The 13,242-nt window shown below is 41.0% G+C and carries 9 protein-coding genes; 2 read left to right on the top strand and 7 right to left on the bottom strand.

The window, feature by feature from the left end:
• Positions 1-48: 48 nt before the first annotated feature.
• On the bottom strand, positions 49-1,863 hold the full coding sequence (locus H5117_RS09730; protein ID WP_182737502.1) for an assimilatory sulfite reductase (NADPH) flavoprotein subunit: 1,815 nt from the start codon (positions 1,861-1,863) through the stop codon (positions 49-51).
• A 303-nt stretch (positions 1,864-2,166) separates the two neighbouring features.
• On the opposite strand from H5117_RS09730, the gene H5117_RS09725 reads away from it, so the two are divergent.
• Positions 2,167-3,792: an endonuclease gene (locus H5117_RS09725; protein ID WP_182737499.1), complete on the top strand. Its 1,626-nt coding sequence runs from the start codon at positions 2,167-2,169 to the stop codon at positions 3,790-3,792.
• Positions 3,793-3,880: 88 nt separating this feature from the next.
• Here H5117_RS09725 and H5117_RS09720 read toward each other — a convergent pair whose 3' ends face one another.
• Positions 3,881-4,867, bottom strand: coding sequence for a hypothetical protein (locus H5117_RS09720; RefSeq protein ID WP_182737497.1), 987 nt, complete (start codon positions 4,865-4,867; stop codon positions 3,881-3,883).
• 416 nt (positions 4,868-5,283) lie between these two features.
• Here H5117_RS09720 and H5117_RS09715 point away from each other — a divergent pair, with 416 nt between their 5' ends.
• Positions 5,284-6,783, top strand: a complete 1,500-nt coding sequence (locus H5117_RS09715) for a DUF3360 family protein (protein ID WP_039488646.1) — start codon at positions 5,284-5,286, stop codon at positions 6,781-6,783.
• A gap of 93 nt (positions 6,784-6,876) precedes the next feature.
• On the opposite strand, the gene leuD is transcribed toward H5117_RS09715, so the two are convergent.
• The 5 genes from leuD to H5117_RS09690 all read right to left on the bottom strand — a co-directional run bounded on the left by leuD (position 6,877) and on the right by H5117_RS09690 (position 13,230).
• Entirely contained in the window at positions 6,877-7,476 is a 600-nt protein-coding gene (gene leuD, locus H5117_RS09710; RefSeq protein WP_002961095.1) for a 3-isopropylmalate dehydratase small subunit, read from the bottom strand.
• The gene (leuC, locus tag H5117_RS09705) at positions 7,476-8,876 is read right to left on the bottom strand and encodes a 3-isopropylmalate dehydratase large subunit (RefSeq protein ID WP_182682468.1); all 1,401 of its coding nucleotides are present in this window, start codon (positions 8,874-8,876) and stop codon (positions 7,476-7,478) included. Before leuC ends, leuD begins: the two co-directional genes overlap by 1 nt.
• Positions 8,877-8,936: 60 nt before the next feature.
• Positions 8,937-10,013 (bottom strand): 3-isopropylmalate dehydrogenase, encoded by a 1,077-nt coding sequence (leuB, locus tag H5117_RS09700; protein ID WP_002961092.1) that lies wholly within the window; start codon positions 10,011-10,013, stop codon positions 8,937-8,939.
• The gene (leuA, locus tag H5117_RS09695; RefSeq protein ID WP_002961090.1) at positions 10,010-11,563 is read right to left on the bottom strand and encodes a 2-isopropylmalate synthase; all 1,554 of its coding nucleotides are present in this window, start codon (positions 11,561-11,563) and stop codon (positions 10,010-10,012) included. The genes leuB and leuA overlap by 4 nt, the downstream gene beginning before the upstream one ends.
• 593 nt (positions 11,564-12,156) lie before the next feature.
• Complete coding sequence (locus H5117_RS09690) at positions 12,157-13,230, bottom strand: hypothetical protein (RefSeq protein ID WP_182737495.1); 1,074 nt, start codon at positions 13,228-13,230, stop codon at positions 12,157-12,159.
• Between the last annotated feature and the right edge of the window lie 12 nt (positions 13,231-13,242).

The following is a 13,242-nucleotide window of genomic DNA, read 5'->3' as shown; positions in this document are numbered from 1 at the left end:
TTTGTTACAGTGACGGCTGCTAGCTGTTAAATAAAATAAGAAACGTGATTAATACACGTCTTTCTGATAGCGGTTTGCGCTACGCAAATCTTTTAAATATTGCTCTGCGTCTTCATTGCTCTTGCCTGTGTTTTCTTTAACGATATCAACCAAGGCGTTGTGTACATCTTTTGCCATGCGATTTGCATCGCCACAAATATAAAAGTGAGCGCCGGCTTCTAACCACTCAAACACGTCTTTACTGTTACTGCGTAATTTGTCTTGTACGTATACTTTTTCTGCTTGGTCACGGCTAAATGCAACATCTACTTTGTTAAGTAAACCCGATTTTAAATAACCCTGTATTTCTACTTGGTATAAAAAGTCTTGAGTGAAATGTGGGTTACCAAAGAACAACCAGTTTTTGCCTTGTGCTTCACGCGAATCACGCTCTTGTAAAAATGCACGGAACGGCGCTATACCCGTACCAGGACCAACCATAATCACCGGTGTATCATCGTTAGTTGGTAGGCGGAAATTGTCGTTGTGTTCGCTAAATACTTTAACTTTACAACCTTCTTCTGCACGACGAGTTAAGTAACCAGTACAGCCACCTAAATGCTCGCTATCAAATGCATCAAACTGCACTAGACCTAGTGTTAAATGTACTTCGTCTTCAACTTCGCTTTGGCTAGATGCAATTGAGTACAAACGAGCTTGTAGTTTACGTAAGCAATCTACTAATGTTTGCGCATCAAGCTTTGCTGGGTTTTGGCGAATCACATCATATATTTGACGAGGCTCAATGTATGCGCGCATTGCCGTTTTATCTTCTACAAGCTTTAATAATTCAGGCGTACCTGTTGCTGTTGCGTATTTTTCTACAAAACCTGGGTACGACTGAGTCAACTCTAGTTTTTCAATAAGTGCATCGCGTACGCTTAGCTCTTCATCACCTACTTTTACAATGCTTGTTGCATCAATTTGAGTAAGTGTAAGTACTTCATCAACTAATACATCGTCATTTAAAAAGTACACACCTAATGAATCACCTGGCGTGTAAGTAATGTCAGAACCTTCAAGCGAAATTTCAACGTGACGTACATCTTTAGTCGAGTCGCGACCGGTAATTTTTTGAACAGTTAATAGCTCTGCTTCAAATGGATTTTGTTTTGTATATTGGCTTGCTGCAGAGGTAGGAGCGCCAAATGGCATTGATACAACTTGACCACCAGCGGCTTCTTGCTGCGCTTTTAAATCAGGTTCAAATGCATCAACTGCACCGGCGATCCACGTAGCGGCTTCATCTTCGTAATCTACATCTAAATCAGCACGTTGATAGATAGTTTGTGCACCGAGTTTATTTAAACGCTCTTCAAAATCTTTTGCTGTCTGGCAGAAAAACTCATAGCTAGAATCACCTAAGCCAATAACCGCTATTTTCACATCGTCTAGTTTTGGCGCTTTTTTAGTGGCTAAAAATTCGTGGAGTGTTTCTGCGTCTTCTGGTGGCTCACCTTCGCCGTAAGTAGATACAACGATAGTTAAAAACTTTTCTTTTTTCAGGGCTGTTGGTTTGTAATCTGACATGCTAACAAGCTTAACTGCTAAGCCTCGCGACTCAGCCTGCTCTTTCATTTTGGTAGCTACACCTTTTGCGTTACCTGTTTGCGAACCATATAAAATAGTTAGCGCTGCTGCATCACCCGCAGCCGGTACGCCTGCCGTAGGAGCACCTAACGCAGCTGAATTAGCATTTGCAGCTAAGTAACCACTTACCCACGCTTGTTGAATTGGATTAAGTTCAGCCACTAAACCTTGCAGCTTTTGTACTTGATCTTGCGATAGCGGGCTTGCCGCAGCATTTAGTTGACCTAACAACATGAATCGATTCCCCATAACCCTGAAAATTAAACACAACACACTTTGTGTATTGTTAAAAATGAGTTTTACCTCATCCAGAGTGTATCTGTTGAGGTTTTCTAAGTATGCAGGATAACGGGCTAAGCATAGATAAAAAAAGAATAGAATCTGCTTTGATATTCCATTTAGTTATTAATTTATAAAAATACCTTCAAAAACAGTTTAAAGAGTAATTATTGCCTTTTACTGCACTTTAAATTAACAATTTTGTAACCAAACTAATGTAGGGTATATTTTACTTTCAAAGTAAAAATAGGAACAATCATGTTACACGGGAAATATAAAAACAAATTAATTAGTACCGCTTTGTTACTGGGCTCATTACCTGTAATGGCCAATGTAACTAATGGCGGCTTTGAGCAATGGTCAGGTAATACACCTGATGCATGGACAACAATAGATGGCGGAATTAGCCTTTCACGATCCACCAGCACAGTTAAAAGTGGCAGTAGCTCTGCTGCTGTAAATGTAACTACAGGGTCGCAAAGTAACACCGATTTATTACAACAAGTTACTGTAGAAGCAGGTAAAACCTATAACTTTTCGGCTGATGTTTACCACACCGAAGGTAAAATTAAAGCGCGCTTATATGTAGATGGCTATCAAGGCTATTCAAATCAAGCACAAACTAACCAATGGCAAACAATTAGCCATAGCTATACAGCAAGCAGTGATAAAACAATTAGTGTTGGGCTTAGGTTTTACGATGTAAGTGGATTTGATGGCAGCGAAACCGTATACGTAGATAACTTTTTACCAAATACTGATGGCAACGCATCAACAAGTTGCACCGACAATAGCCTTACTTTAACGCTTAACACCGATAATTACGGTAGCGAAACTAGCTGGGCCGTTAATAATAATCAAGGTAGCGCTGTTGCTAACGGCAGTGGTTACGCATCAAACACTCAGTATGATGAGCAAATATGCCTAACTGATGGTACTTACACACTTGTTATTAGCGACAGTTACGGCGATGGTATGTGTTGTTCAACAGGTAGTGGCAGTTATGCACTTAAGCAAGGCTCTACCACACTTGCTAGCGGTGCAAGTTTTAATAATACAGACAGCACGGCATTTACTTTAGGTAGTGGCTCTGGTGATGGCGGCGGGACTAACCCAACACCCACTGGCTACTATGTTACTGCTCAAGGGTTATCAGGTTATGCACTAAAAACTGAGCTTTATAATATTATTAAAGATCATAATGCACAGGGTTACTCGGCTATTTGGAATTTTTACGACTCATCTGCACGTGATAAATACTTTGAAAACGATAACAGCATTTTAGATATGTATAGCGAGAAACCAAACGGCTCAGATAGCTACAATTATACTGCGGTGAGTGACCAATGTGGTAACTATAGTGGAGAAGGCGGCTGTTACAACCGTGAGCATTCATTTCCTAAAAGCTGGTTTGGCGGCACTATTGAGCCAATGAACTCAGATGTGCATCATATTTACGCAACCGACGGTTATGTAAACTCAAAACGTAGTAACTTCCCATTTGGTGAAGTAGCAAGCGCTTCATTTACATCAACCAACGGAAGTAAATTAGGCTCTGCCGCAAGTTCATTAAATTACTCAGGTACTGTATTTGAGCCAATTGACGAATTTAAAGGTGACTTTGCTCGCGCTTATTTTTACATGGCAACGCGCTACGAAAATGTAATAGGCACTTGGCAAACCAAAACGACCTCAAGTAATGCAGTGCTTAATGGTTCAAGCAACCAAGTATTCGAGAACTGGGTTGTAGCCATGCTGCTTAACTGGCATAACAGCGATCCTGTAAGCCAAATGGAACTTGACCGTAACCAAGCAGCCTTTGAATTTCAAGGTAATCGTAACCCGTATATCGACCATCCTGAATTTGTAGAAATGATTTGGTAAAAGTTAGCAGTTAAAACATAAGCCTTTGCAATTGCAGAGGCTTTTAACCTTTAGTGTGTAATATTTTTTAAAAACATGATGATTTAAGCTAATTATAAGAAACAGTTGCGATAAGTGACTTTTCAGCTCTGTTTTTCATCAACGTTAAAAGTGAATGATGAAAATCTTGAAATATCACCTCTCCCCATATTCGTGAATAAATACCAAAATTTGTATTGTCTTGCACGGTCGTTTTTAAAGTTAAAATTGTATTGCCGCTTTTATCTTCACTTAGCTGATAACCACCGTAAAGTGGGGAAAAGTATTCACCGCCAAGTTTTACGTGTTTATCGAGTGCGTCATCGGGAATAGCATCTGGGTCTATGTCAAATCTATAAAGCATCTGTTTATTTGGTTGCCAGTCGGTTATTACTTCTTTAAACACAACGCCTTTTTGCCAAGTGCTTGTACGAACAGCCCCGATACCGCTTGCATTCATACTGGCCTCTAATGGTTTAGGTACACCTATTAATTGGGTAAGCGAAAATGGCAACTCTTGTGGCTCTATTGTGCTTACATTTGCAAGCTGCTGCCATACACGATTTATAGGTGCTTCAATAACTATAGAGTTGGTGACTTCGTACGTTTTTGATAAATTTAAAAAATTAACTTCAATAGGTGAAAGTAATACAGGAAGCAAAGCAATTGAAAGTAAAGAACGGTTAGCATTTTTTGTTTGACGATTATTAATAAAGCCTGCCAGTAAACCGCCAATACTTGCAAAGAGCATAAAGGCAGGTAATGCCATGGCCACACAAATACTGCCTTCAAGTAAAGTAATTACACTTACAAATAAAAAAACAAAAATAGGCTGCCAAGCAATCGTGACCATTTGCCTTTTAGTTAATGTTTTTGAGCTCTTAAATTCAAAGTGAACACGAATATAACCAATTGCAACGGGCACTAAAAACATAAATGATATAGAGACTAGGCTACTTAAATTATAAGTATCAAGTAGCTCTATAAACAGCCGCATAAATATGCCGTAAAGCGTACCAAGTAAAATACCAATTGATTTAGGGGAGTTGAGTTGCATGTCTATTCTTTATTGTTATTAACAATCAGAAAGTAACAGAAGTATTATTCCACCACAAATAAAACAATATTAACGGCTCCTGCAAGCAAATAGCTTGAAATAAAACGGCTTTCACAGCCACTAAGACTAAAGGATAATAACCTGCCATTAACACTATTTCCCGCTATAAACAGTGATCAAATTCTTTAAAAATAAAAACAAGCCATTGATTTATAGTAATTTTAAATCATTTTGTGTAGTTTTATAATTTTTAACGTAAAGCTGATTGTCAGATTAACTGTATTAAAAACAACCATGCACGACCTTTTGCCTATACATAGCAGCCTAAAAGCTGATCTACCCTGCATATTCAATATTCATTTGCTTTAACAAAAGCCGTATTTATTTGATTAAGCAACAATGTTGCAGGAGAACGCATGCAAACTACACCACCCGGTGATGCACCATCAAACACGCACAAGAATGCTCAAAGCTACGAGCAGCTTCACAAACCGAGTTCAGAGTTTAATACTCGCGACGAGTATCTCGAACATGAATTACAGATTATGCAGCCTAAACGCTGGCGTCCTAATTTACCGTTTAGAGATTACCGATTTGAATTTGAAGACACCATTCCAGCAATGGCGGGCACTATTGGTAAAGTCGTTATGGTGGGTGCTATTGCGGCAACATTTGCAGCGCCTCTTGGATTAAGCGATGCCTTTGTTTTAGAAAACGTGCGCTACGAATTACTCATTGTTTCTATTTTTATCATTTTATTTTCAGGCTTTATTTTACCCACGGCCAACTTAGCCGGTACTCACGGCCCGCTTATTCCGTTAATTCCTATTGTTGTTGCTGCTGGCGGTCACCCTATGGCGTTTGGCTTACTCATTGGTGCCTTTGGTTTTATTTTGGCCATAACCAAAGGAGGAAGTATGCTCGCGCGCCTAACCAGTAAAGGTGTATGTGGCGGGCTACTCATTTATTTAGGCTTTATTGGTACTATTTCGCAGGTTAAAAAGCTGTTTGCCTGGGCTGAGGCCATTGATATGGCGCATATTGCGTTTATTGTTATTTTAGCCACCATTTTATTGTATGCGCTATTAGAGCACTTTAAAAAGCGCTGGTTAGCTGTGCCGTTAAGCTGCCTTATTGGTGGCGTGGTTGCCTTTGCTTTAGGTGCACCGTTTGAGTTTCATACAGCTCCCGGTTTACCAAATATGAACCCAGCTTACTGGTGGGGTGAAAACACGGGCTGGATGCTTGGCCTGCCAACACTTGAAAGCTTTGTGGTTGTACTACCATTTGCAGTGCTCGCCGTTGCTATGTGGTCACCTGATTTTTTAGGTCATCAAGTATTTCAAAAAATAAGCTATCCGCAACGTACTGAAAAAGTACAAATGAATATCGACGACACCATGCTGAGCGCATCGGTTAGACAAACATTTGGCTCACTTGCCGGTGGTGCTAACTTTACCTCATCGTGGGGAACCTACATTGTACCTGCTGCTATTGCTAAACGCCCTATTCCGGCTGGCGCCATTTTAACAGCCGTATTTTGTATTATTGCTGGTTTATGGGGTTACCCAATGGATTTAGCCATTTGGCAACCTGTGCTTTGTGTAGCGCTTATTGTAGGTGTGTTTATTCCGCTACTTGAAGCTGGCATGGAAATGACGCGCGAAGGCAAAACAACGCAATCAGCCGCTATTGTGGTATTTGCCTCAACCTTGGTTAACCCGGCTTTTGGTTGGTCGCTTACTATGCTACTTGATAACCTAGGGCTTATTGGCTGTAAAGAACGTAGCGCTGAGCTAACTAAAATGAGCCGCTGGGTGATTCCACTTATTATGTTTGTGCTACTTACCACTGTAATGGCAATTGTAGGCATGTTACCTGGTATACCTGCGTTAATGGCTGACTTTAGACATTAAGCCTTAGGTACTGAACCTAATATTTACCCACAAAAAAGCACGGCAATTGCCGTGCTTTTTAATACGTGAATTTACTATATACAAGTTAAACAATTACTGCCAAGGGCGCTCAGCTGCTAGTTGTTTTTCAAACGCATCAATCTGTGGGTTTAGTGTTTCGGTTACACCAATAAAATCTAAGCCACTTAATAGGCGCTCTTTTACGTCTTTGCGAATATCAAAACTAATTGGTGCAAACTTACTGCTTGTTAGTGTTTGATTTTCAAGGTCGATTTCAATGTTAATATCGTCGTGCTGCTCGCTAAGTACAAACAATTGCTCAAGCGTGTCGGCAGGTAACGCAATGGCTAACATTTGGTTGTTACCACAGTTATTAAAGAAAATATCTGCAAAGCTTTCAGCTAAAATAACTTCAAAACCATATTGCTTAAGTGCCCATGGCGCGTGCTCGCGAGATGAGCCACAACCAAAGTTGTCGCGCGTTAATAATATTTGCGCGCCTTGGTAGCATGGGCGATTTAAAATAAAGTCAGGGTTTGGCTCACCGTTATCTAGGTAACGCCAATCATAAAACAAGGCAGCATCAAAACCTTCGCGGCTAGTTGATGTTAAAAACTGCTTAGGAATAATTTGGTCAGTATCTACATTGTTTTTATCAAGTGGAGCCATTAAGCCACTAAAAAATACGCTCATTATGCTTCTCCTCTAATATCAACAAAGTGACCATGTATTGCAGCGGCTGCAGCCATTGCAGGGCTAACTAAATGGGTACGCCCGCCACGACCTTGACGACCTTCAAAGTTACGATTAGAAGTAGATGCACAACGCTTGCCTGCTTCTAGGCGGTCATCGTTCATCGCTAAACACATAGAACAACCTGGTTCGCGCCATTCAAAGCCTGCGGCTTTAAAAATATCGGCTAAGCCTTCGTCTTCAGCTTGTTTTTTAACTAAGCCAGAGCCCGGTACAATTAACGCCTCTATGCCGGCTACAACTTGCTTGCCTTCAACAATTTTTGCAGCTGCGCGTAAGTCTTCAATACGGCTATTAGTACATGAGCCAATAAATACCGTGTCTACTTTTGCGCTTGATAATTTATCGCCCGCTTTTAAGCCCATGTATTTAAGTGCGCTGCGAATGGCATCGGCTTTAATTAAATCTGGCTCTTTATCTGGATCGGGTATGCACTCATCAACACCAATTACTTGCTCTGGGCTTGTGCCCCAGGTAATTTGTGGCTGAATGTCGTCAGCATTTAGCTCAACAACTAAATCAAAGTGTGCGCCTTCGTCTGTTTTTAAGGTTTCCCAATATTCAACGGCTGCATCAAAATCTGCGCCTTTAGGTGCAAACGGACGACCTTTTAAATAATCATAAGTAATTTGGTCAGATGCAATTAAACCCGCTTTTGCACCCATTTCTATGCTCATATTACATAGCGTCATACGGGCTTCCATTGAAAGCGCTTCAATGCCTGCACCACAAAACTCTGCTACATAGCCTGTGCCACCAGCAGTACCTAACTTGCCAATTACCGCCATAATTAAATCTTTAGCCGTAACTGTTGGACGCAATACACCGTTAATTTGAATTTTTAACGATTTCGCCTTTTTTTGCTGTAGCGTTTGCGTTGCTAATACGTGCTCAACCTCAGACGTACCAATACCATGCGCTAATGCGCCAAACGCACCATGCGTAGAAGTATGGCTATCGCCACATACAATGGTTGTGCCTGGCAAAGTAATACCTTGCTCTGGGCCCATTACGTGCACAATGCCTTGGTTAATTGAGTTTAAATCGTAAAGTACAATACCAAACTCTTTACAGTTTTTATCAAGCGCCATTAATTGATTTTTAGATACTTCGCTTGCGGCATCAAGTGATCGGCTTTTAGTCGATACGTTATGATCCATCGTTGCAAAGGTTTTTTCTGGGCAACGTACAGTACGGTTTTTTTCACGTAGACCTGCAAAAGCCTGCGGAGAAGTAACTTCATGCACTAAATGGCGGTCAATATAAAGTAAGTCGGTTTGCTCATTTATGCTGGCAACGGTATGTGCTTGCCAAATTTTGTCGTATAACGTTTGGGCCACTTGCTAATTCCCTAATCTGTTTGAGTTGCAGCATAACGGTGCTGCAACTTTAATATGTTATTAAATGCGTGAAACGATAGCGGCTGCCACATCGCTTGTGCTGTAACCTGCATTTGGATATATATCTGGTGTGCCTACACCTGCTTCAACGGCTTCTGCTACGGCTTTTTCAATGGTGCGCGCAGCTTCGTCTTGCCCTAGCGAGTAACGTAGCATTAATGCGGCACTTAAAATTTGTGCTATTGGGTTTGCAACGCCTTTACCTGCAATATCTGGTGCTGAACCGCCTGCTGGCTCGTACAATCCAAAACCCGATTGATTCAAGCTTGCCGAAGGTAATAAGCCCATTGAGCCTGTGATCATCGCGCACTCATCTGACAAAATATCGCCAAATAAGTTATCGCAAAGTAGTACGTCAAATTGGCTAGGCTGTTTAACTAACTGCATAGCGGCGTTATCTACGTAAATGTAATCTAGGCTTACTTCTGGGTAGTCTTTGCTTACTTCGGTGACTACTTCGCGCCATAATACGCTTGATGCAAGTACGTTTGCTTTATCAACAGAGGTAACATGGTTACTACGTAATTTTGCAGCTTCAAAAGCAAAACGAGCAATACGTTCAATTTCTTTACGCGAGTATGTTTGCGTATCAAAAGCAGCTTCTTCAGCGCCTTCGCCGCTACGGCCTTTTTCGCCAAAATAAATGCCGCCGGTTAGCTCGCGCACACATAAAATATCAAAACCTTTTTCGCTAATATCAGCGCGAAGTGGTGACGCTGCACTTAATGCAGGTAATAACTGTGCAGGGCGCAGGTTACAAAACAAACCAAAGTGCTTACGAAGCGGCAATAACGATGCGCGCTCAGGCTGCTCGTTTGGTGGTAGGTTTTCCCATTTAGGACCGCCTACCGAACCAAATAAAATAGCATCAGCGTTTTCACACGCTGCAAGTGTGCTCTCTGGTAATGCTTTACCAAATTCGTCAATGGCTGCGCCACCAATTGCATAATGCTCACGGTTCAGGGTAAAACCAAACTTATTGCTCACAGCATCAAGTACTTGTTCTGCTGCTGCCATCACTTCTGGACCAATACCGTCGCCAGCTAATACGGCAACGCTGTAGTTTGTTTTACTCATCCTGCTTTCCTTTGTTGTTTTAAATCAGACACTTTTTGTGCACGATAAATTAAGTTATAAACACGGATCATGGCGCGTACCGACGCTTCAACCACATCCGCTGCAATGCCCGCACCGTGGTAAGGTCGGCCATCGTATTTAGCTATAATATTTACTTGGCCTAATGAGCTTGCACCTTGACCTGTCGCTTCTAAATTATATTCAATCATTTCAACGCTCATACCGGTTAAGCGCTCAATAGCTGCAAACGAAGCTTCTACTGGGCCATTACCTGTCGCGGCTTCTTGTTTAGCTTCGCCATCAATTCGCATTCCAATGGTAGAGCTTGCTACCGATTGTGAGTTAGAGGCTGAGTTAACAAATTCTAATTGGTATTTTTCGTCTTTGTCGTTAATTTGATTAAAGTAAATCATCGCCTCAAGGTCGTAATCGTATACTGTGCCTTTTTGGTCAGCCAATTCGATAAAGCTTTTATATAAGCCATCCATATCGTAATCAGATTTTTGATAGCCTAACTCTTCTAAGCGATGCTCAATAACATGACGGCCCGAACGCGAAGTCATATTTAATTGGTTGCTTGGCACACCAACGCTTTCTGGCGACATAATCTCATAAGTATTTTGCGCTTTTAATACACCGTCTTGGTGAATGCCAGAACTATGCGCAAAGGCGTTTTCGCCAACAATTGCTTTATTTGGTTGTACTGGCATATTACAAATTTTAGCCACTTGACGAGATGCGCGGTAAATTTCTTCACTTTTAATATCTGTGTATACTTTTAAATGGTCTTTGCGCATTTTCATGATCATTGCCACTTCTTCAAGCGAGCAGTTACCAGCCCGCTCACCAATGCCATTGATAGTACACTCAATTTGGCGTGCACCCGCTTGTACAGCGGCCACAGAGTTTGCTACTGCTAAACCTAAATCGTTGTGGCAATGCACACTTAAACGCGCTTTATCAATATTTGGCACGTTATTCATTAAATGGCGGATCATCGCGGCGTACTCATCTGGCGTTACAAAACCAACGGTATCTGGCAAGTTAATAGTAGAGGCACCGGCGTTAATTGCCTGTTCAACAATTTTACATAAATCCCAATGCGGCGTACGACCGGCATCTTCACACGAAAATTCAACATCATCAGTATAGTTACGCGCCAATTTAATTGATTTAACAGCCATTGCCGTTGCATCATCTAGGCTCATACGTAATTTATGTTCAAGGTGCAAAGGGCTTGTAGCAATAAAAGTATGAATACGGCTTTGCTGAGCTGTGCGAAGTGCTTCGCCACAGGCTTCAATGTCTTTAGCAACAGAGCGTGCCAAACCACAAATAATCGGGCCTTTTACTTCGGTTGCAATACGTTGCACCGAGCGAAAATCAGCAGGGCTCGAAACTGGAAAACCCACTTCCATCACATCCACATTCAAGCGGCTAATTGTATGCGCTAATTGAATTTTATCATCTTCAGTAAGGCTTGCTTTAAGCGCCTGTTCGCCATCACGTAAGGTGGTATCAAAAATCCATACTTTATCTTGCTCTTGCATAACTGCCCCTCATTCCTATGTTACCCAAATTTCAATTAATCCCAGCCGCGAGATAAAAAAAACCCCGCAATTGCGGGGTTTTTAGTGTTCAACTCGATGCAAACACACTAATCCCCGCTCACTGACCATAGCAGTAAGAGGTTAATTTTTAGTGTAATTAAACGAATAATATGCATCTTGTTTTCTTGTGTGTGTGTTCAGTGAAGCCTATTTTTAACATTACAAAGCGACGGAAGCAAGCATAAAAATTCCACAAAACACCTTTAAAACACAATCATAAAGAAAATTAAAACCAAAAAACCTTAAATAACAAGATTAAAAATACCAAACACGCTTCTTGCCACCATAATCAAATCGGCTTTGAAGTGATCCCCGATTAGATAAGTTTTATTATTTTTATCTGGGTTTATAAAGTAATCCCATGTTTAATAATTAAAAAGTGCCATTACTCACTTTATCGACAAAATAGTCAAAGTGATTTGAGCTATATTGAGCCTACTTGCATATCGATGGAATCGATTCATTATTCTCAACATAACCAGTTAATAAATACACGATTGGGCTGGCACTTCCTTTGCTAATGTCATGCATAACTAGTTACCCTGTGCTTTTTGGTTTGTAATCGCTACTGGTGATAATCTGTCCAACCCCCAAATATTCATTTCTTTTACTCGTATGATTTTTTGTTCATCCGTTAAAACATTCGTTTTAGTGACAATACTATATATATCAACTACCTCATCTCGACTAGTTGGCTCTTTAAAATCGTTATAACCAAATTTAAGAGTGACATTTTCATCCAAAGAAAAAATCACGCTATTACCTTCCCCTATTTCTGAGTGCTCTATTTCCGGATTGGCAATATTCACCCAATGAAAATGCGCTTTTGGTCTAATATGAGTCATAAACGCTAAGTATTTTCCATCCGGTGAGATACGGTGGTCCTGCATCTCCCATTTCCTCGGAAAACCAAAGTTCACTTTACGCACTACTTCACCATTAAACTTATGTATCCAAAAGCCATCGTGCTTTACAGCTAAAAACTCTTTATCACCTGGGAGTAAAAAAGCAGCGCCACTGTGGTGAATTTGCGGCCGAGAGGTTAGTTCCCCTGTTGGTACATTGTAGTTAAAATTTTTACCATCTGAGTAAAAAATGACGTTTTCACTGTCTGAGGTCCAGTTAAACCAAGGGTAGCCGCCCCCGCCTGACATGGTGATTAGCTTTTTCTCTTTAGTATCGTAAAGCTGACGAGTCGCTCGGTCATTTATATAGCCCGAAATAGCGATATAACGGTTATCTGGTGAGCGAGCGGGTGCATGTATACTAATAGATTCAAGCTTTTGAAATACCTCTTCTGGAATAATACGGCGCCTGTCTGAGCCATCTAACTTTGATGACCACAGCGTGCGCACTTCACTGCCTTTATATTTATTCCAGAACATTAACCGCGGGGTTGAAAATGTATCAGCATCGCCATATACCTCTTCGCGTATTTCTAGTGGCCACTCTGGATGGTTTTTATGCTCTTTAGCCCATGGGTATTTAGCAACATCAACAGCTGTTGTGTTTGTTGTACTTTGCGATGAGGGCTCAGAGCAACCAGTTAAAAACACAATTAAACTGAAAACTAATATAAAAACACAGTGCCTTTTTGGCGAAAACATTTAAATATCCTT

Source organism: Pseudoalteromonas sp. SG45-1, from assembly GCF_014164135.1.
Classification (GTDB): domain Bacteria; phylum Pseudomonadota; class Gammaproteobacteria; order Enterobacterales; family Alteromonadaceae; genus Pseudoalteromonas; species Pseudoalteromonas distincta.
Note: the sequence above shows the minus strand (reverse complement) of the source record. Positions and strands in the feature narration are given on the sequence as shown.

Excerpts from the sequence above, each read along its gene's own strand:
- H5117_RS09730 (WP_182737502.1), bottom strand. The coding sequence starts at position 1,863 with ATGTTGTTAGGTCAACTAAATGCTGCGGCAAGCCCGCTATCGCAAGAT.
- H5117_RS09725 (WP_182737499.1), top strand. The coding sequence starts at position 2,167 with ATGTTACACGGGAAATATAAAAACAAATTAATTAGTACCGCTTTGTTA.
- H5117_RS09720 (WP_182737497.1), bottom strand. The coding sequence starts at position 4,867 with ATGCAACTCAACTCCCCTAAATCAATTGGTATTTTACTTGGTACGCTT.
- H5117_RS09715 (WP_039488646.1), top strand. The coding sequence starts at position 5,284 with ATGCAAACTACACCACCCGGTGATGCACCATCAAACACGCACAAGAAT.
- leuD (WP_002961095.1), bottom strand. The coding sequence starts at position 7,476 with ATGAGCGTATTTTTTAGTGGCTTAATGGCTCCACTTGATAAAAACAAT.
- leuB (WP_002961092.1), bottom strand. The coding sequence starts at position 10,013 with ATGAGTAAAACAAACTACAGCGTTGCCGTATTAGCTGGCGACGGTATT.
- leuA (WP_002961090.1), bottom strand. The coding sequence starts at position 11,563 with ATGCAAGAGCAAGATAAAGTATGGATTTTTGATACCACCTTACGTGAT.
- H5117_RS09690 (WP_182737495.1), bottom strand. The coding sequence starts at position 13,230 with ATGTTTTCGCCAAAAAGGCACTGTGTTTTTATATTAGTTTTCAGTTTA.